The sequence below is a fragment of the Pseudomonas sp. B34(2017) genome (genome assembly GCF_002112915.1).
GTDB classification, from domain to species: domain Bacteria; phylum Pseudomonadota; class Gammaproteobacteria; order Pseudomonadales; family Pseudomonadaceae; genus Aquipseudomonas; species Aquipseudomonas pharyngis.
Window position 1 is genome coordinate 46,474 of record NZ_NEJA01000009.1, and the last position, 19,943, is coordinate 66,416.

At 60.2% G+C, this 19,943-nt stretch carries 18 protein-coding genes and 2 pseudogenes; 13 read left to right on the plus strand and 7 right to left on the minus strand.

Translation table 11 applies throughout. The features are described 5' to 3' along the window. Positions 1-206 precede the first annotated feature (206 nt). Entirely contained in the window at positions 207-761 is a 555-nt protein-coding gene (locus tag CAF80_RS25865) for an RNA polymerase factor sigma-70 (RefSeq protein WP_011335256.1), read from the plus strand. Between the two features lie 72 nt (positions 762-833). On the opposite strand, the gene CAF80_RS25870 is transcribed toward CAF80_RS25865, so the two are convergent. From CAF80_RS25870 to CAF80_RS25885, 4 genes are all read right to left on the minus strand, one after another. Further along, entirely contained in the window at positions 834-1,847 is a 1,014-nt protein-coding gene (locus CAF80_RS25870; protein WP_085668144.1) for a GNAT family N-acetyltransferase, read from the minus strand. A gap of 89 nt (positions 1,848-1,936) precedes the next feature. Beyond that, on the minus strand, positions 1,937-2,746 hold the full coding sequence (locus CAF80_RS25875; RefSeq protein WP_074687942.1) for a hypothetical protein: 810 nt from the start codon (positions 2,744-2,746) through the stop codon (positions 1,937-1,939). Between the two features lie 149 nt (positions 2,747-2,895). Then, the gene (locus CAF80_RS25880) at positions 2,896-3,690 is read right to left on the minus strand and encodes an ABC transporter substrate-binding protein (protein ID WP_074687944.1); all 795 of its coding nucleotides are present in this window, start codon (positions 3,688-3,690) and stop codon (positions 2,896-2,898) included. A gap of 91 nt (positions 3,691-3,781) precedes the next feature. Further along, entirely contained in the window at positions 3,782-4,405 is a 624-nt protein-coding gene (locus CAF80_RS25885) for a TetR/AcrR family transcriptional regulator (RefSeq protein ID WP_007955773.1), read from the minus strand. A gap of 194 nt (positions 4,406-4,599) precedes the next feature. Between CAF80_RS25885 and CAF80_RS25890 the strand changes: the two genes are divergently transcribed. The 9 genes and pseudogenes from CAF80_RS25890 to CAF80_RS25925 all read left to right on the plus strand — a co-directional run bounded on the left by CAF80_RS25890 (position 4,600) and on the right by CAF80_RS25925 (position 13,891). Further along, a complete protein-coding gene (locus CAF80_RS25890) occupies positions 4,600-6,390 on the plus strand; it encodes an acyclic terpene utilization AtuA family protein (RefSeq protein WP_085668143.1) in 1,791 nt (596 codons plus the stop codon). 12 nt (positions 6,391-6,402) lie between these two features. After that, positions 6,403-7,272, plus strand: a complete 870-nt coding sequence (locus CAF80_RS25895) for an SDR family oxidoreductase (protein ID WP_039770395.1) — start codon at positions 6,403-6,405, stop codon at positions 7,270-7,272. A gap of 3 nt (positions 7,273-7,275) precedes the next feature. Then, a complete protein-coding gene (gene atuC, locus CAF80_RS25900; RefSeq protein WP_074687948.1) occupies positions 7,276-8,892 on the plus strand; it encodes a geranyl-CoA carboxylase subunit beta in 1,617 nt (538 codons plus the stop codon). Between the two features lie 29 nt (positions 8,893-8,921). Beyond that, positions 8,922-10,079 (plus strand): citronellyl-CoA dehydrogenase, encoded by a 1,158-nt coding sequence (gene atuD, locus CAF80_RS25905; RefSeq protein ID WP_074687950.1) that lies wholly within the window; start codon positions 8,922-8,924, stop codon positions 10,077-10,079. Further along, on the plus strand, positions 10,076-10,873 hold the full coding sequence (locus tag CAF80_RS25910; RefSeq protein WP_074687952.1) for an enoyl-CoA hydratase/isomerase family protein: 798 nt from the start codon (positions 10,076-10,078) through the stop codon (positions 10,871-10,873). Before atuD ends, CAF80_RS25910 begins: the two co-directional genes overlap by 4 nt. Positions 10,874-10,952: 79 nt before the next feature. Then, positions 10,953-12,435: pseudogene (locus CAF80_RS25915) on the plus strand (acetyl/propionyl/methylcrotonyl-CoA carboxylase subunit alpha); the annotation flags it as partial. Positions 12,436-12,563: 128 nt separating this feature from the next. Beyond that, a pseudogene (locus tag CAF80_RS29335) lies at positions 12,564-12,914 on the plus strand (acetyl-CoA carboxylase biotin carboxyl carrier protein subunit); the annotation flags it as partial. Positions 12,915-12,983: 69 nt separating this feature from the next. Next, complete coding sequence (locus tag CAF80_RS25920; protein ID WP_039770400.1) at positions 12,984-13,526, plus strand: exonuclease domain-containing protein; 543 nt, start codon at positions 12,984-12,986, stop codon at positions 13,524-13,526. An 80-nt stretch (positions 13,527-13,606) separates the two neighbouring features. Beyond that, a complete protein-coding gene (locus CAF80_RS25925) occupies positions 13,607-13,891 on the plus strand; it encodes a pyrimidine/purine nucleoside phosphorylase (protein ID WP_007940055.1) in 285 nt (94 codons plus the stop codon). A gap of 71 nt (positions 13,892-13,962) precedes the next feature. On the opposite strand, the gene CAF80_RS25930 is transcribed toward CAF80_RS25925, so the two are convergent. Together CAF80_RS25930 and CAF80_RS25935 are read right to left on the minus strand one after the other, a co-directional pair. Beyond that, a complete protein-coding gene (locus CAF80_RS25930; RefSeq protein ID WP_074687955.1) occupies positions 13,963-14,769 on the minus strand; it encodes an MOSC domain-containing protein in 807 nt (268 codons plus the stop codon). Between the two features lie 90 nt (positions 14,770-14,859). Then, positions 14,860-15,795 (minus strand): chemotaxis protein CheV, encoded by a 936-nt coding sequence (locus CAF80_RS25935; RefSeq protein ID WP_003226705.1) that lies wholly within the window; start codon positions 15,793-15,795, stop codon positions 14,860-14,862. A 453-nt stretch (positions 15,796-16,248) separates the two neighbouring features. Between CAF80_RS25935 and CAF80_RS25940 the strand changes: the two genes are divergently transcribed. From CAF80_RS25940 to CAF80_RS25950, 3 genes are all read left to right on the plus strand, one after another. Further along, positions 16,249-16,719 carry a hypothetical protein gene (locus CAF80_RS25940; RefSeq protein WP_039770405.1) on the plus strand — a complete coding sequence of 157 codons (471 nt, stop codon included), beginning with the start codon at positions 16,249-16,251 and terminating at the stop codon, positions 16,717-16,719. Positions 16,720-17,200: 481 nt separating this feature from the next. After that, entirely contained in the window at positions 17,201-18,094 is an 894-nt protein-coding gene (locus CAF80_RS25945; protein ID WP_039770407.1) for a sensor histidine kinase, read from the plus strand. Continuing rightward, positions 18,091-18,750, plus strand: a complete 660-nt coding sequence (locus CAF80_RS25950) for a response regulator transcription factor (protein WP_039770409.1) — start codon at positions 18,091-18,093, stop codon at positions 18,748-18,750. The genes CAF80_RS25945 and CAF80_RS25950 overlap by 4 nt, the downstream gene beginning before the upstream one ends. Here the strand turns inward: CAF80_RS25950 and yegS are convergent. Then, positions 18,734-19,651, minus strand: coding sequence for a lipid kinase YegS (gene yegS / locus CAF80_RS25955; RefSeq protein WP_039770721.1), 918 nt, complete (start codon positions 19,649-19,651; stop codon positions 18,734-18,736). The genes CAF80_RS25950 and yegS overlap by 17 nt on opposite strands. Positions 19,652-19,943: the final 292 nt, after the last annotated feature.

Sequence of the window (19,943 nt, forward strand, 5' to 3'; positions counted from 1 at the left end):
TTAGTCGGCAGGCTGGATCGCCAATGGGGCTGGGCGCTTGGGCGAGTGCGGCGGCGTGTCGCAGTTCTCAGATAGCACTGTTATGGATCATTAGTTCTCTTTCTCAATTGACAATCATTATCATTCAACATAATTTGTCGCTCGATGTGTAGGACGGCCCCGTCCCCCAGGCGTCCCACTAACCTATTGGCAGCAAGGTGATTTCCATGACGGAACAAGTATCCACAAGCAGGTGCGATTCACCGCTACTTCAGGCATTCGTCGACAATCGACTGATTCTGGTCAAGATTGCAGCCCGCATTACCGGCTGCCGGTCACGCGCCGAAGATGTGGTGCAGGATGCGTTCTTCCGACTGCAATCGGCGCCGCCGATCACGTCGTCGATCAAGGCCCAGCTGAGTTATCTGTTCCAGATCGTGCGCAATCTGGCCATCGATCACTACCGCAAGCAGGCGCTGGAGCAGAAGTACGCCGGCCCCGAGGAGGAAGGGTTGAACGTGGTCATTCAGGGCGCCTCGCCGGAAACCTCACACATCAACTTCTCGACCCTGGAACACATCGCCGATGCGCTGACCGAGCTGCCGGTCCGCACTCGCTATGCGTTCGAGATGTACCGCCTGCACGGCGTGCCGCAGAAGGACATCGCCAAGGAACTCGGCGTTTCGCCGACCCTGGTCAACTTCATGATTCGCGACGCGCTGGTGCATTGCCGCAAGGTGTCGAGCAGTCGCGCTGATGCAGTGACCGCAAACCGTCGCTGATAAAAATCGGCCGCAAAAAAAGATCGCAGCCTTCGTTGAAGGGCTGCGATCTTTTTTGTTTTCAGGGAAATGTCACGCCAGCGTGCACCGGTCGAAGAACCGTTCGCGCCCGAGGATCATCAGCGCCGCGCGCTTGTGCGGAAAGTCGAATTCCTTCTCGCAGTGGAAGCACTGGTTGTGCATGTGGCCGATCATCTTCGCGTTGTCGGCACGGGGTTCGGCGACCACCCGCTGAGTGCGCGGATCATCCAGAAACAGGTAGTGCACCAGCGCCGACAGCCAACTCGCCACTTTGTGCGGCCCGCGATGGTTTTCTTCCCCGACCAGCATGTGGATGCCGCGGTCGTAATTGTCAGCATCGTAGAACGGCGCGATGCGATCTTCCTTGGCCCAGTAGGCTTCGAAATAAGCGAACGGCTGGTCGTCGAAACAGCCAATCAACGTCAGCGTGTGCGGATCGGCCTCGAGCTTGCTCAGGTACTCGCGATGCTGCTCGAGGCTGCCCTCCTCCTGCCAGAAACTGGCGACTCGCGGACTGTTCTGCCAGCGATTGAAACGCGCAAGATCCTGCTCGATCTCAACCGTACGCAGGAAAATCCACGCACCGAGACGCGCATCGAAACGCCGATAAACCTCACCCCTCGGTTTCACCGGTCGCAGCGGATGGCGTTTGCCGTTGCTGATGACCATCTGCTGCGGGTAGCTGCCAGTCAGCGAAGCCCCAAGCCAGGGTTGCGGCAGTTGCCAGAACAGCGTGCGCTCGCAGCGATATTCACCCGCCACTTCAGTACTCACCAGCAAACCGCTGAGCAAGGCTTCGGTCGGCGGCTGATCCAGTTGCCAGATCAATTGCTGGCGCGCCGGATCCCGGGCAAACAGCCAATAGCAGGCGGCCCACAGCGCCTGGCCTGGTGGCAATGCAAAGCGTTCATCGATCTGGATCGGCCCCCGGCCTTCACGATCGAGGCGCAGGCGAATCAGCGGTTGCCCGTCCAGGCTCAGGCTCAGACGGCTTTCAGTGGCATCGGCTATCAGTTGACTGCCCGAAGGCAAGGCCAGGGCAGTCAGGTCATTCAGATTGGACATGGGTCGGGCTCACGATAATCGTCGACAGTTCAACGATGGGACGTGAGCCGTTTATGAAAATTTAGTCTTTGCGATTGAAATCAGACGACTCACAGCTCTCTGACGCGAATGTTGTCGATTTCGAAATCGTTTCCATCATTGCCGGATGCATAACTTTTTACCCGAAGCGTCGTATCTTGCTCTGTCGCGACAAAAGTACCGGAAAGAATTTGCCAACTTGTCAGAGCGAAGGGAGTCTGTTCTGTCACCGAATTAGAACCGGCTTCAAGTGACAGGATAGGGACAGGTGCGATGCTATTTCTACGTCTTACCGACAAGCTGAAATCATACCTGTGACCTACTGCGAGACCGGTTAACTTCTTAACAAGGAGCTCGCCAGCGGGCTTAGACGCGGTATCCGAAATCAGAATTCCATTCCTCAGAATCACATCTCCCAGACGCATGTCCGAACCAACCTCCCAATTGTTCCAGTCACCATTTTCGAATGTAGTCATATCATCGATGGGCTCCCGTATCTGAAGACTCAGTGGCGGAAACAACAGTGGGCAATCACAGCCAACACTATTCAATGCGACCTGAAAAACAAACACCAGATGGCTGTTGTGTTTCAGATCCTGCAGATAACTCCACTCAATCGTTCTATGCCAGCCCTCTTCATACTCTTTCCGAGTAACTGGCTCGGCATCAGCGACGCACAACATCAGCGCAGTGCCATCCGTGTTCTGCCCACAGGCATGCAATGTCGCCAATTGGTTCTCGGTCATGAACGGCCATCGCGAGACTTCAACCTTCACACCGGTCGATTCCTCAGGCCTGTTCAGAGTCAGGACATCGCCGACAGCTTGTTCGGCTACGGGCGTGGGCACGCAATGCAGGGAAATAGGATATGGGGCCGGCATGAGGTATTCCTCTGTGTGGGGTCCTCCTCACAACGAGTAGAACCTGACAGGAATCAAACCCCCGGCAGACACGGGCCGTCTACTGTCAGATCTGACAGGTGACAACGCAAAACCGATAAACGGCAGTCCCTGCGATCGCAGTGCACTGGCTATTTAGGGACCGGCACCACCGCAATCTTGTACGGATCGAAGATCTTCAGCATCTGCCCACTGTCGCGCAGCCCTTGCAGCAACTTGCCGAACGCCTCACCGGTGATTGGCGCTTTCGGACTGAGAATCGCGTAATGATGGTAGATCTGGTCGATGCGCTGCGACACCAGCAATTCATCGCGCACTTTTTCGTTGCGCAGCAGGTAATCGAACAGATACGAGCGAGTGACCAGCGCAATGTCCGCCCGACCGCGCAGCACCATCAACAGGTTGCTGTCATGGGAATAGGTCAGCGTGGCGCTGTAGGTTTCGGCGAGGTACTTGGGATCGGCGTTGAAGTTGGCGAATTCGTAGTGATAGCCGCTGTACAGCGCCAGCCGTTTGCCCTTGAGATCAGCGAAGTAATTCTGCTGGCGTCCGGGCTTGTTCTGGGCGACGAAAATCTCTGCGTCCTCAAGCCCCATGTCGACGGTGATGTGGGGAATGTCTTTCCAGCCCCACTCCGGGTTCTCGAAGATCGCCATGTCGGTGCGGCCATCCTTGAAATCGCCGAACCGGCGAGGAATCGAGGTGGGCACCAGTTCGAAACGATAGTCGCTCTGGGCGCTGTTCAAAGCCGCGACCAGTTCCGGCAGCAGGCCGGTGTCGGCGCCGTTTTCCGGGCGAATGGTGTAGGGCGGAAAATGCGCCGCGCCCACCCGAACCACTTGCGCCGCCGGAGCAGGCAATACCCATAATGCAGCCAGCGCTGCGAGCATCAGCCCGGCGGCCGTCCGAATTGGCGAAGACTTCAAAACACCCCACTCCCCGAAAAAGTACCGATCATTGCATTCAAGCTAGGCGGTTTCGCCAAGTTAGCCAGTTTCCCGACCCGATAGAAAGCGCCTAGCGCTCTTCGAGCACCAGAATCAGCGCTTCTTCGGCCAGTTGATCGAGGCTCAGGCTGCCGCCGGCACGGAACCAGGTGGTGGTCCAGGACAATGCGCCCGTGAGAAAACGCCGGGTAATGAATACGTCGCCACGGATGAACCCCGCCTCTTTGGCTTCGCCCAGCACTTGCAGCCAGAGGTCTTCGTAGATGTCGCGCAGCGCCAGCACTTTGGCCTGACCGTCTTCGGACAGCGAGCGCCACTCATACACCAGCACCGCCATCGCCTCGCCGCTGCCGCCCATGATCGACTGCAATTCGCAGCGGATCAGCGCCAGCACCCGCTCGCGCACATCGGCGGCATCGGCAAGGGCTGCGCGCATCAGCGCCGTGTTGTAGCGGATGGTTTCCTCCATCACCGCCCGCAGGATTTCATCCTTGCTCTTGAAGTGATGAAAGATGCTGCCGGACTGGATCCCCACGGCACCGGCCAGATCGCGCACGGTGGTGCGCTCGTAGCCTTTGTTGCGGAACAGGTGGGCCGCCACTTGCAGCAATTTGCCGCGAGCGCTGTCCGGATCGGTCAGCTGCCCGGCATCGACCAGTTCACGCATGACCCTCAGGGCTTTTTGCTCGTCCACCCGTTCTCTCCTACAGTCGATCAGTCAAATGCGCCGCACGCCGCAGAAACGGCGGGGTTGCGCGGGCAATTTAAGCCGCCGGCGGTGACCAAGCAAGCGCTTGGGCAGAAGATAATTTCAGCTGTTTACAAACCAAGCGCTTGCTTGGTAGCCTCGATGCACTTCTGTCACAGGTTGCTGAGTCGGAGATCAAAATGCCCACCACGGTTCGCATCGGATGCGCCAGCGCATTCTGGGGAGACACCTCGACCGCCGCCGCGCAGCTTGTGGCCGCAGGACAGCTGGATTATCTGGTCTTCGACTACCTCGCCGAAATCACCATGTCGATCATGGCCGGCGCCCGCATGAAGGATCCGCAGGCCGGGTTCGCCGGCGATTTCATCGAAGTCCTCGCGCCCCTGCTGCCGCAACTGGCCGAACAGAACATTCGCGTTATCAGCAATGCCGGCGGGGTCAATCCAAAGGCCTGTGCCGCCGCGCTGCAAGCGGCCTGCAACAAGGCCGGCGTATCGTTGAAAATCGCCGTGCTGTCGGGCGATGACCTGCAACCCCACTTCAAACACCTCGCCTCCCAAGGCATTACTGAAATGTTCAGCGGCGCCCCGCTGCCGCCGATGTGCGTGTCGACCAACGCTTACCTCGGCGCGCCGGGCATTGTCGAAGCACTGCGCCTGGGCGCCGACATCGTCATCACCGGCCGGGTGGTCGACAGCGCAGTGGTCAGCGCCGCGCTGGTGCATGAATTCGACTGGTCGTGGCACGACTACGACAAACTCGCGCAAGCCGCCCTGGCCGGGCACATCATCGAATGTGGCGCGCAGTGCACCGGCGGTAATTTCACCGACTGGCGCGACGTCCCGGATTACGAACACATCGGTTTCCCGATCGTCGAGGTCAGCGCCGACGGTCAGTTCATCGTCAGCAAACCCGAAGGCTCCGGCGGGCTGGTCACGCCGCTGACTGTCGGCGAGCAGATGCTCTACGAAATCGGCGATCCGCAGGCCTATCTGTTGCCCGATGTGGTCTGCGATTTCAGCCAGGTCAAACTCCAGCAACAAGGCAAGAACGCCGTCCGGGTCCACGGTGCCAAAGGCTTGCCGCCCAGCGACCAATACAAGGTCAGCGCAACGTACCCGGACGGATTCCGTTGCACCGCCAGTTGCCTGATCGCCGGCATCGATGCCGTGGAGAAAGCCCGGCGCGTCAGCCAGGCGATCCTCGACAAGACCTCGGAAATGCTCGAACAGAAAGGCCTCGGTCCCTACACCGAAACCGATGTCGAACTGCTCGGCAGCGAAGCCACCTACGGTCCTCACGGCCAGCGTCGGGACAGCCGCGAAGTGGTGATCAAACTCGCCGTGCGCCACCCGAACAAACAAGCCTTGATCCTGTTCTCCCGGGAGATCGCCCAGGCCGCCACCGGCATGGCGCCGGGCCTCACCGGTATCGTCGGCGGGCGGCCGACGGTGTATCCGCTGATCCGGCTGTTCTCGTTCCTGATCGACAAAAGCGCCTGCACCTTGCAGATCGACATCGCCGGCGAATCTCACCCGCTCGCCCTGCCCGTCCCCGCCGCCCTCGACAGTCAGGATCTGCCCCTGCCCCACGAAACGCCCAAACCCCAGGGCCGCGCCGACGCGAGTGTGCCACTGGTGAAGCTGGCGGTGGCGCGCTCCGGCGACAAGGGCAATCACAGCAATATTGGCGTCATGCCGCGCCGTCCCGAATACCTTCCGTGGATCGCCGAAGCGCTGACCCCGGCGGTGGTCGTGGACTGGATGAGCCATGTCCTCGACCCGATTCACGGCCGGGTCGAACGCTGGTATCTGCCGGGCACCCACAGCCTCAACTTTCTGCTGGAAAACGCCCTCGGTGGTGGTGGCGTGGCGAGCCTGCGCATCGACCCGCAAGGCAAGGCCTTCGCCCAACAACTACTGGAAATCCAGATCCCGGTGCCGCAGAGCATCGCCGAACAGTTCGACTAGAGGATTGGCACCATGGCGTTCGAATCGATTTTCAGGGCTGATCTGTTCAGCGGTCAGACCGTCATCGTCACCGGCGGCGGCAGTGGCATCGGGCGTTGCACCGCCCATGAACTCGCGGCGCTCGGGGCCAACGTGGTGCTGGTCGGTCGCAAGCCGGAAAAGCTGCAAACCGTCGCCGCCGAGATTGCCGAGGACGGCGGTCGCGCCCACTGGAAGGCCTGCGATATTCGTGACGAAGAAGCGGTGAAGACACTGGTCAGCGAACTGATCCGCGAACACGGGCCGATCCACGGGCTGGTCAACAATGCCGGAGGGCAGTATCCGTCGCCCCTGGCCTCGATCAATCAGAAAGGCTTCGAAACCGTACTGCGGACCAATCTGGTCGGCGGTTTCCTGATGGCCCGGGAAGTGTTCAACCAGTCGATGAGCAAACACGGCGGCAACATCGTCAACATGCTCGCCGACATGTGGGGCGGCATGCCCGGTATGGGCCACTCAGGCGCCGCGCGTTCGGGCATGGACAATTTCACCAAAACCGCGGCGTTCGAATGGGGTTATGCCGGCGTTCGAGTGAATGCGGTAGCCCCGGGCTGGATCGCTTCCAGCGGCATGGACACTTACGAAGGCGCGTTCAAAGCGGTGATCCCGACCTTGCGCGAACACGTGCCGCTCAAGCGCATCGGCACCGAATCGGAAGTCAGCGCGGCGATCGTGTTTCTGCTCAGCCCGGCTGCCGCGTTCATCAGCGGCAGCACCTTGCGCATCGACGGCGCGGCCAGTCTGGGCAGTCGTGCGTGGCCGTTGCACAAGGCGACCCACAGCGAATCCTTCAACGGTTTTCACCGGGCTTACATGCCGGATGTCTTGAAGGACAAGGAGTAAGCCATGCCGGTCATTCAATCCCGACTCGACCCACACAGCGAAGCCTTCGCCCGCAACCGCGCAGCGATGCTCGCCGCCATCGAGCAAGTCCAGCAGCTCGAACAGAACCTGCTGAACAAGGCGGCCGAGGCCAAACCGAAATTCGACAAGCGCGGGCAACTGCTGCCCCGTGAACGTCTGAATCTGTTGCTCGACCCCGGCGCGCCGTTCCTCGAACTGGCGAGCCTGGCCGGCTACAAACTGCACGACGACAAGGACGGCAGCTCCGCCGGTGGCGGCTTGATCGCCGGCATCGGTTACGTGTCCGGCGTGCGCGCCTTGATCGTGGCGAACAACAGCGCGATCAAGGGCGGAACGATTTCCCCGTCAGGCCTGAAAAAATCCCTGCGCCTGCAACAGATCGCCCAGGAAAACAAACTGCCGGTCATCACCCTCGCCGAAAGTGGCGGCGCCAACCTCAATTACGCGGCAGAAATTTTCGTCGAAGGCGCACGCAGCTTTGCCAATCAGGCGCGGATGTCGGCCATGGGTTTGCCGCAGATCACTGTGGTGCACGGCTCGGCCACCGCCGGCGGTGCCTATCAGCCGGGGCTGTCGGATTACGTGGTGGTGGTGCGCGGCAAGGCCAAGCTGTTTCTTGCCGGCCCGCCGTTGCTTAAAGCAGCGACTGGTGAAGTCGCCACCGACGAAGAACTGGGCGGCGCCGAGATGCACGCGCAAGTCGCCGGCACCGCCGAATACCTGGCCGAAAACGACGCCGACGGCGTGCGTCAGGTGCGGGAAATCGTCAGCCTGCTGAACTGGAACGAGCAACTGCCGTGGCTGCCCGAGCCGCAATTCAAAGAGCCGCTGTACCCCATCGACGAACTGCTCGGCCTGATCCCGGACGACCCGAAAAAACCTTACGACGTACGCGAAATCATTGCGCGGATTGCCGATGAGTCGCGCTTCCTGGAGTTCAAGGGCGAGTTCGATCAACAGACCGTTTGCGGCCACCTGAAAATCCAGGGCCGCGCCTGCGGTTTCATCGGCAACAACGGCCCGATCACGCCCAACGGTGCGAGCAAGGCGGCGCAGTTCATTCAGCTCTGCGATCAGAGCCAGACACCGCTGCTGTTCTTCCACAACACCACCGGGTTCATGGTCGGCACCGAATCGGAACAGCACGGCGTGATCAAGCACGGCTCGAAACTGATCCAGGCCGTGGCCAATGCGCGGGTGCCGAAACTGACGATCGTGGTCGGAGGTTCTTACGGCGCGGGCAACTACGCGATGTGTGGACGCGGGCTCGATCCACGCTTCATCTTCGCCTGGCCCAACAGCCGCACCGCCGTGATGGGCGGCGCCCAGGCCGGCAAGGTGTTGCGCATCGTCACCGAAGCCAAACAGCTCAAGGACGGTCTGGTGCCCGATCCGAAAATGCTCGACATGCTGGAGCAGGTCACCGCGCAGAAACTCGACAGCCAGTCCACCGCCCTCTACGGCAGCGCCAACCTGTGGGACGACGGGCTGATCGACCCGCGCGACACCCGCACCCTGCTCGGTTACCTGCTGGACATCTGCCACGAAGCCGACATCCGCACGTTGCAACCCAACAGCTTCGGCGTCAGCCGGTTCTGACCGCCACGGATTAAAGGAGAACAATAAAAATGATCTTCACCCCGGAACACGAAGCTCTGCGCCGCACCGTCCGCCAGTTCGTCGAGCACGAGATCAACCCCCATGTCGATGAATGGGAAAAGGCCGGGCGCTTTCCGATCCACGAGATTTTCCGCAAGGCCGGCAACCTCGGTCTGCTGGGGATTTCCAAGCCGGAAAAATTCGGCGGCATGGGCCTGGATTACAGCTATTCGATCGTCGCCGCCGAAGAGTTCGGCACCATCCACTGCGGCGGCATTCCGATGTCGATCGGCGTACAAACCGACATGTGCACCCCCGCCCTCGCCCGCTTCGGCTCCGATGAACTGCGCGAAGAATTCCTGCGTCCGGCGATCACCGGCGAGCAGGTCGGTTGCATCGGCGTCTCGGAAGTCGGCGCCGGCTCCGATGTCGCCGGGCTCAAGACCACAGCGCGCAAGGATGGCGACGACTATGTGATCAACGGCAGCAAAATGTGGATCACCAACTCGCCGAGCGCCGATTTCATTTGCCTGCTGGCCAACACCTCGGACGACAAGCCGCATGTCAACAAATCGCTGATCATGGTGCCGATGAACACGCCGGGCATCAGCCTCAGTTCGCATCTGGACAAGCTCGGCATGCGCAGCTCGGAAACCGCCCAGGTGTTTTTCGACAACGTGCGCGTGCCCCAGCGCAATCGCATCGGCCATGAAGGCGCCGGGTTCATGATGCAGATGCTGCAGTTCCAGGAGGAACGTCTGTTCGGCGCGGCCAACATGATCAAGGGCCTGGAATACTGCGTCGACAGCACCATCGAGTACTGCAAGGAACGCAAAACCTTCGGCAACGCGCTGATCGACAACCAGGTGATCCACTTCCGCCTCGCCGAATTGCAGACCGAAATCGAATGCCTGCGGGCGCTGGTCTATCAGGCCACCGAGCAATACGTCAAAGGCCAGGACGTCACCCGACTGGCCTCGATGGCCAAGCTCAAGGCCGGGCGTCTCGGCCGTGAAGTCAGCGACAGTTGCCTGCAATACTGGGGCGGCATGGGCTTCATGTGGGACAACCCGGTAGCCCGCGCCTACCGCGACGTGCGGCTGGTGTCGATTGGCGGCGGCGCCGATGAAATCATGCTGGGGATCATCTGCAAACTGATGGGCATCCTGCCGGGGAAAAAGAAATGAGCGCCCTGCCCGATTGCCAGACGCTGCTGCTGGAGCGGCACAACGGCGTGTTGCACATCACCCTCAATCGCCCGGACAGCCGCAACGCCATGAGCCTGCAAATGGTCGCCGAGTTGCGCGCCGTGCTGACCAGCGTGTGCGATGACCGCAGCGTCCGCGCACTGGTGCTCAGCGGTGCCGGCGGGCATTTCTGCGCCGGCGGTGACATCAAGGACATGGCCAACGCCCGTGCTCAGGGCAGTGATGCCTATCGCGACCTGAACCGGGCGTTCGGGTCGTTGCTGGAAGAAGCGCAGCACGCACCGCAAGTGCTGATCACCGTGCTGCAGGGCGCAGTGCTCGGGGGCGGATTCGGGCTGGCCTGTGTCAGTGATATCGCGATAGCCGATCATCAGGCGCAATTCGGTTTGCCGGAAACCAGCCTAGGCCTGCTGCCGGCGCAGATCGCACCGTTCGTGGTGCAGCGCATCGGCCTGACTGAAGCCCGCCGCCTGGCCCTGACCGCCGCCCGCTTCGACGGCCATCAGGCCCGGCGTCTGGGGCTGGTGCATTTTGTCGAACAGGATCCACAGGCGCTCGCCGAGCGACTGGATGAAGTGCTGGATCACGTCTTGTGTTGTGCCCCCGAAGCGAACGCCATGACGAAAAAACTGCTGCTGGCCAGCGCCGGCCAGCCGTCGAGTGAGTTGCTGGACGAAGCCGCGCAGTGGTTCAGCGCAGCGGTGACCGGCGCCGAAGGCATAGAAGGCACGATGGCGTTTGTGCAAAAACGCAAACCGAGGTGGGCCTCCTGAAAGCTTCGTCGGAACGCCGCCCGGAGCAAGCCCGCGATGAGGCCCTTCAATTCACCGCCAAAAACTCAGGAAAATTATCATGCCAGCCCTCCACAAAATCCTGATCGCCAACCGCGGTGAAATCGCCTGCCGCATCCAGCGCACTGCCCAGGCCCTCGGTTATCGCACCGTCGCCGTTTTCAGCGATGCCGACGCTGACGCACTGCATGTCCAAATGGCGGACGAGGCCGTGAACATCGGCCCGGCACCCGTGCAGCAGTCCTACCTGAACATCCCGGCCATTCTCGACGCCGCCCGGCGCAGCGGCGCCGACGCCATCCATCCGGGCTACGGTTTTCTCTCGGAAAATGCCGAATTCGCCCGCGCCTGCGAACAGGCCGGCCTGACCTTCATCGGCCCCAGCGTCGAAGCCATCGAACTGATGGGCAGCAAACGACAGTCGAAAATCGCCATGCTCGCCGCCGGCGTCCCGTGCATCGCCGGCTATCAAGGCGCCGAGCAGGACGACGTGACGCTGACCCGCGAAGCCGAACGCATCGGTTACCCGTTGATGATCAAGGCCAGCGCCGGCGGTGGCGGGCGCGGCATGCGTCTGGTGCACAGCGTCGAGGAATTGCCAGCGCAATTGCGCACCTCCCGTTCGGAAGCATTGAACGGTTTCGGCAGTGATGAACTGATCCTCGAACAGGCGTTGATCGAGCCGCGACATGTCGAGGTGCAGCTGCTCGGCGACCATCACGGCAACCTGATCTACCTCGGCGAGCGCGACTGTTCGATACAGCGTCGCCACCAGAAAGTCATCGAAGAAGCGCCGTGCCCGGTGATGACCGAAGAACTGCGCCAGGCGATGGGAGAAGCGGCACTCAAGGCCGGGCGTGCGGTGAACTACGTAGGTGCCGGCACCGTGGAGTTTTTGCTTGATACCGATGGCCGGTTCTACTTTCTGGAGATGAACACCCGGTTGCAGGTCGAGCACCCGGTGACGGAGTTGATTACCGGGCTGGATCTGGTCGCGTGGCAACTGGCAGTCGCCGAGGGGCAGCCTTTGCCACTGACCCAGGCGCAGGTGAAACTCGATGGCCACGCGATGGAAGTGCGCCTCTACGCCGAAGACCCGGCCCAGGGTTTTCTGCCGCAGACCGGGCGTGTCGAAGCCTGGGCGCCGGCACTGGATCGCGGCGCGCGGGTCGATCACGGCCTGATCGAAGGACAGTGGATTTCACCGTTCTACGACCCGATGCTCGGCAAACTGATCGCCCACGGCGCGACCCGTGAAGAGGCACGGCGCAAACTGCTGCGCGCCGTGCAGGACAGCGTGTTGCTTGGCGTGCAGAGCAATCAGCGCTTGCTCGCCAGCCTTTTGCAGCATCCGCAATTCATCAGCGGTGAGTTCGGCACTGGCTTCATCCCTCAACATTTCGCCGATCACGATTGCCTGCACGCCTATTCGCCCAGTGCCGAAGAGCTGGCCATCGCGGCGGTGATTTTTTACCAATCCGCCGCGCAACAACATCGCGCCCTGTTGTCCGGATGGCGCAACAACGCCGGCGCGCCGTTGCTCTATCGCATCGGCCTCGACGCCCGCGAATGGAACGTGCAACTGCGCGCCAGACCGGACAACACGTTTGAAGTGCAGGTCGCCGAACGTGTCATCAAACTCACGCTGGTCGAGCACACCGCCGTGGCCGTGACACTGGAAATCGATGGCCTGCGTCAGCGCCATGCCTGTCGCCTGCGCGACGACCAGCTCTGGCTGTTCACCCACCCCGGCAGCCTGCATCTGGTGGACCGAACTCAAGCGGTGATCGACAGTCAGACCAGCGTCAGTTCCGGCACATTGAAAGCGCCGATGGATGGCGCCATCATCGATGTGCTCGTCAGCGAAGGCAGCCCGGTCAGCAAGGGCCAACTGCTGGTGGTGCTGGAAGCGATGAAAATGGAGCACCCGCTCAAGGCCGGCATCGACGGCGTGCTCAAGCGGGTGCAGGTCAAGGTCGGCGATCAGGTAAAAAATCGTCAGGTTCTGTTGCAGGTCGAGTAGTCGCCGCGCGCATCCGCAAGGTTTGACTACGCTCTGAATAATCAGGACGCGGAAATCAGGAACCCTGCGATGCCCCATTGGCTGGTCATAGATCTGGAAGCCACCACCGATGAGGGTGGCTGGCCGGTTACGGAAATGGAGATCATCGAGATCGGCGCGACCCTGGTGGATCGCGCGGGTCGCGAGCAGGATCACTTTCAGCGCTTCGTCAAACCGACGCGGCGCCCCTTGTTGACGCCCTTTTGCCGCGAACTCACGCACATCACCCAGGCCAACATCGACGCGGCGCAGCCGTTGAGCGAAGTGTGGCCTGCGTTCGAGCGCTGGCTCGGTCAGCACCAGACGCGCCTTGAAGGCTGGGCCAGCTGGGGCGATTACGACCGCAAGCAGTTGCTTCAGGAATGGCAGCGCCTGCAACTCGACAGCGCCCTGAGCCGGGTGCCGCACATGAACCTCAAACAGCGCTTTGCCAAGGCCCGGCGCCTCGAACGGCCTCTGGGCCTCAATGGCGCGTTACAACTGGCGGGGATGCAATTCAGCGGTCAACAACACCGGGCACTGGAGGATGCGCGCAATACCGCACGCCTGTTGCCACTGGTATTGCCACTCTAGACAGATGACGACGCCCGGAGCCTTGTGCATACTGGCCGCCCCTTTTTGACCCTTTTAAGCCCTTTCGAGAGGAATCGCCCATGTTTAAAGTCAACGAGTACTTCGACGGCACCGTCAAGTCGATCGCTTTTGGCACCGCTGAAGGCCCTGCGACCATCGGCGTCATGGCCCCGGGCGAATACGAATTCGGCACCAGCCAGCGTGAAATCATGCACGTGGTTTCGGGCGCCTTGACCGTCAAACTGCCGGACAGCAGCGACTGGGAAACTTTCGCCGCGGGCAGCCAGTTCAACGTGCCCGCCAACAGCAAGTTCCAGCTGAAAGTCGCCGTCGACACCGCTTACCTGTGCGAATACCGCGGCTGAAACCACGGTTTTCGGCGGTCATAAAAAATGCCCGTGTCCAGGGACACGGGCATTTTTCGTTTCAGGGCCGGTTATTCGAGGATTTCCACCGGCATGCCGACTTCAAGCCGGCCGTTGCTGTCGTTGACCAGGTTCTGGCCGAACATCGCGCCGTCGGCCTGGGCACGGGTCTTCTGCAAGGTCGCCAGGGGTTCGCGGTCAGCGCTGCGCTCTCCAGTCTGCGGATCGATCGTGGTGAGAATGCAGCGTGAACACGACTTGACCACGCGGAACTCGACATCGCCGATCCGAATCCGCTTCCAGCCATCCTCGGCGTAAGCATCACTGCCTTCGATCACCAGATTCGGCCGGAACCGCAGCATTTCTAGCGGACGCCCGACCGCCTGCGACAGGTGTTGCAGCGATGCCTCACCAATGAGCAGCAGTGGAAAGCCGTCGGCGAATGCCACTTGATCGTCGTCATTGCCGTACCCGGCCTGAGTCGTCCGGGCGCGATCCAGCGGCACTTGCACCAGGCGCGTCGGTTTGCCAATGAAATCGCTGACCCAGCGGGCCGCCTCTTCACCGGCATCCGGCACACGCAGGGTGTCACGCCAAATGGTCACGCCACGCAGGTTGTCGTCGCTGCCGGGCAAGGCAACATCGATTGCCGAATGCCCCGGCGCGCTGAGCGTCAGGCCACCGCTGGCGTTCCACAGCGCCGAGAGCTGGCTCATTTTCGCTTCGGCACGCTGGGTCAGGAACCGCCCGCTGGCCTCGTCCACCAGCATCCAGCGTCGGTCACCCTCAAGCCCCAGTTTGTCCAGGCCGATCCCTTGCAGGACCTCGCCCTTGGCGGATTTCAACGGGTAACGATAAAGCGCGCTCAGACGCAGCATGGCCAGCTCCCTGGTGGGTCAAAAACGCCACCCTATACGAGCTTTGTCAGCGAATCAAAGGCTGACGCAGGGTCAGCCTCGACAGGTTGATCAGGCCGGCACTTCGTCGAGCATCAGACGCTGGCGCACCACATCGACCAGCTTGTCCGGCTGGAACTTGGAGAGGAAGTTGTCGCACCCGACCTTCTTCACCATCGAGTCGTTGAAACTGCCGGACAGCGAAGTGTGCAACACCACATAAAGGCCACGCAGGCGCGGGTCGTTACGGATTTCGGTGGTCAGGCGATAGCCGTCCATTTCCGGCATTTCCGCGTCGGTGAACACCATCAGCAGTTTGTCGGTCATGTTCACCCCGGTGTCCGCCCAGGCCTTGAGCATGTTCAGGGCTTTCAGGCCGTCGCTGGCGATGTGCATCTTCACGCCCAACTGGCCGAGGGTGTCGCGCAATTGCGAGAGCGCCACGTTGGAGTCGTCCACCAGCAATACTTCGCGGCCACGGGCGCGTTCCAGCACCGGATCGTCCAGTTTGTCGCGCGAAACCTTGGCGTTGTACGGCACGATTTCGGCGAGGACTTTCTCGACGTCGATGATCTCCACCAGTTGATCGTCGACCTTGCTGATGGCCGTCAGATAATGCTGACGACCGGCGCTGGTCGGCGGCGGCAGGATGGCTTCCCAGTTCATGTTGACGATGCGGTCCACGCCACCGACGAGGAACGCCTGCACCGAACGGTTGTATTCAGTGACGATGATTGTGCTGTTCGGGCCCGGCACCAACGGACGCATGCCGATCGCCTGGGACAGGTCGATCACCGGCAGCGTCTGGCCGCGCAGGTTGACCACACCGCAGACAAACGGGTGACGCTGGGGCATCAGGGTCAGTTTTGGCAGCTGCAGCACTTCCTGCACCTTGAACACGTTGATCGCGAACAATTGGCGTCCCGCCAGTCGAAACATGAGAATTTCCAGGCGATTCTCACCCACCAGTTGCGTGCGTTGGTCTACCGTGTCGAGAATGCCGGCCATCAATGACTCCTGGGCTTGTTCTGATGAATTCACTATTGGGGGTTATCGGCTGAATCTGGCGGATCTTGATCCCGTCAAAAATCGCCAACAAAATGCCATGAACAGGCATTGATGTCACATTAACATCATGCTTTACTGGCTCCGCAGAAATCATCTGCTACATTCTCTTCGGCGCGACCCTGATTTGCGCCACAGGTTCCCGTGCCTAAGGGAATCCCCTAGGAACAATCAGGCCTAACCTGATATTCGCGATATCCAATAGCCATTAATGTGACGCCATTCTCATTGCATGAACGGAGTCAGGCTATTGTGTGCGATCGCAGTTCAGTGGAAACACATCCTCTTGAATCCCCAGTTTTGTGCCAATGCACACCGGGGCGCGGTCTCGCGACGGTTCATGATCGTCGACACACACGGCATTCCCTCATCAGACATGACGTGGTGGAGATAAGCATGCCGAACGACCGTAGTGAATGGGCGCAGCGGTTCCCCGAATTTCTCGTCGAGGCTGAAACGCTCCTGGCCAAGTCTGAAGAATGCCTCAGCCATCTGCAGCTGATCAGCAATGACAAGGACGCCATCGACTGCATGCTCAGCACCCTCCTCAAACTGGCGAACAAGGCCGATGCCCTGGGGCTGGAGGCGGTATCCGAATTCTCCCTGCACCTGCATGGCTTGCTCACCCAGGTGCAGGGTCACGTGGATTTGCATGCACAGGCCCTGGAAGCACTGAAGGATTGCTTCACCCTGATGGCCTGGCAACTGGAGCTGGTTGATCCAAGTACCGGGCAATTGGGTCTGGATGAAAGCGAGCAGGTGTCGCTCATCGAAGCCTTTGCCTGCCAGGTCGGCCAGACACACTTTCAATTGCCGCACAACGGCAAGTCCCTGACCCTCGTAGCCTGGTCGGAACGGCAAGCGTAATCGGGCACACCTTGGGCCGCTTGAGCCGGTCAGCTTTCGCAGTCGAATGTCGCAAATGAATAGTTCATGCCTGCCTGCGACCCTCCCGATAAATAATTACTCTCGCTGAATGCAGACTACCCTCTGCTGATATCAGGGTTTTCCTGTGTAAAAGAAAACTTGCGACCGCATCGATAATTATCGGGTCAGGTATTTCAACTTTCCATTATGGAACCTTCGTCCAACATGGCCTGTTTCCTGACTCTTTGGACATATAGGGCAAACGCGACCAACGGTATGTTAAGTGGTATTATGCCGGCCGTTAGTTGTTTCAATTAATGGCATTGTGACTTCAATGATCGGTCTCCACCGAAGTTGGCGCTCAATTATTGATCACTGAACCGTTTTGAAATCAACAACCTGAATGAACGTTTTCCAGACAGAGACCGCCAGTCCTTCTGACCGGTCTGCCCGCAGCGAACATCCATTGGCTCCATCCGCTATGTACGCCAGTCTCAAGTCAATCACCACATGGCCTCCCTCCCGAGAAAATGCCCGCAGGATTACCCTCCTGCTGTGTACAGGCTCGGCTCTGGGCAGTGTGTTGACCTATGGATTGTCCGCGCAGCTGTCGCTCGGCCTGTTGTTGATCAACGTGGCGGCTGCAGGCTGCGTCTGGACACAACATCGCCTGTCGCGCAAATCCATCAAGTTCCAGCCTCAGGAACTGGCCGACCGTTTGCTGGAAGTCCAGGAAAACGAGCGCCATCGCCTGAGTCGCGAACTGCATGACGATATCGGCCAGTTGTTGACCGCCGCCAAACTGCAAAGCGAATGGCTCAAGCGCCGCTTGCCCGCGGATATGCAGGAACACTGTTCGGTACTTTGCGAGACGCTGGAAGAAACCCTCAACAAGGTGCGCGACGTTTCGGCCATTCTCAACCCGCGGCAATTGACCAGCCTTGGTCTGGAAGCGAGCCTGCGTGCACACCTGCTCAAGGTATTGGCCAATACTTCGGTGCACTGGAGCCTGGACTGCCAGCAGCGCCTGAATGGAATCCCCGAAGAGATGGCCGTCGCAGCGTTTCGCATCACTCAGGAAGCGGTGACCAACATTCTTCGCCATGCGCAGGCCAAAAACCTGTTGATCCGCGTGCAACGTCTGCCACAGGGCCTGACCCTGCTGATCAGCGATGATGGCCTGGGTTTTTCCCCGGCGGCGAACCCTGGTCGCGAAGGACAGCGCGGCATGGCCGGGATGGCAGAACGCATCGAGCAACTGGGCGGTACACTCAGTGTGACCAGCGAGCCCGGCAAAGGTACTCAAATCGAAGCACTATTCCCCTGGGCGCCCCGGGCACTCGAGCGGGCCAGTACGAATAAGGTTATGCGTTGACTTGTAACTTACTTCTGGTGGATGACCACTCGCTGATCAGGGCCGGCGTGCGTGCCCTGGTGCTGGATATTCCCGGCTATGCAGTCATCGGCGAGGCCAATGATGGCTCGCAGCTGCTCGAGATGGTCGAGCTGCTGTCCCCCGATATCGTATTGCTGGACATTTCCATGAAAGAAACCGGCGGGCTGGAAGCCCTGCAGCGACTCAGAAGAGTACGCCCACAGAGCAAAGTGCTGATTCTGTCGATGCACACCGACCCCGCGCTGATCATGCAGGCGCTGGAGTCCGGTGCTCACGGTTACCTGCTCAAGGACACCACGGCCACCGAGCTCGAACATGCACTCGAAGCCCTGCGCAACAACGAGCGCTACTTGAGCCCTGCCATCGCCCATACCGTGATCAATCAGGCACTGACCCGCAACCTGAAACAACAGCCGGAAGTCGCCGAGTCGCACAACCTGACCGCACGCCAGCTGGAAATCCTGCGCCTGATCGTGCGTGGCAAATCCACGCGAGAAATCGCCAACGGCCTGGGCTTGAGCATCAAGACGGTCGAAACCCACCGCTCGCAGATCATGAAACGCCTGCAGATCTACGATGTGGCGGGCCTGGTGCTGTTTGCCGTGCGAGAACAGATCATTAGTCTGGACGATTGAGCCTGGGAGTGACGCTCAGCAGCGGTGAGTCCTTCGGCAGATGCACACGCAACGCCCCGGGGCGCGCCGCAAACCGTAAACTTTCGCCCTCCAGGGGCTCGCCGTCGAGATTGATGTAAAGCCCTTCGGCGACCTTGATTTCAACCCATGGCAAACGGGCGCGCACAAACATGTTGTCAATGCCGAAGCCGTCGCTGAGCAGATTTTTCAGTGTGCCAACCAACTCCTGCGGCGCCGGCAGGATGCTGATATCCAAAAGACCATCGTCCACCAGCGCTTCGGGGCACAACACGTGTCCGCCGCCGGCCTGACGGCCATTGCCGATCCCGAGGGCCAGCAACTCGCCTTGCCAATGGAAATCCGGCCCCTGCAACTCACCGTACGCGGCATGCAGTTCACTGAACCGCGTCAAACCGGTGAACAAATAAGCTGCGCCACCCAATACCTTTTTCAGATCTTCCGACGTGTTGGCCGTTACCTGGCTGCCGAATCCTCCGGTCGCCATGTTCAGGAAGATCTGCCCACCGACTTCACCCAGATCGATGTCGTGGGCGGGCGCTTCAAGCAACTCAAGCGCCTCGGTCGGCTCCATCGGAATACCTGCCGCGTGGGAAAAGTCGTTGGCAGTTCCCAGCGGTAAAAGCACCAGACCGGCTTTGCCTGGCTGCGCCGCCAGCGCTTCGGCGATATCACGCAGGGTGCCATCCCCACCGCCGGCGATGATCTGGCGGTATCCCGCCGCCAGCGCCTCTTCCACCAACCGCTGCGCATCGCCGGCCTCCCAGGTCAGACGCACAGCCAGCTCCCAGCCTTGCTCTCGCTTGTTCTCGACAGCGGCACGAACCGCCTCGTTGAGTGCCTGCTTGCCATGCAGAATCAACAATGCCTTGCGTTCACTCATTGCGGTCACTCCCGGAATCAAATTGGTACGCGACATCTTGACCCTCTAGATCGATAAAAAAGTCGTACTTCTTCTGATTAATTCCTGAAGCTCGCCCTCCTCGTCCTACATACCGGTACTTTTTCGTACAGAACGTAAGGAATCGGCTCAATTGACCCAGCCCGGCCATTGGTACAACGTGTGTCGGCGTTAGCGATCTTCAATTCAATTACACAAGGATGTGCATGTAATGAGTGGAAACAGTTTCAGGACTTTCGATATTTTGCATTTCGGCATTCGCCAAGAGAGCCCC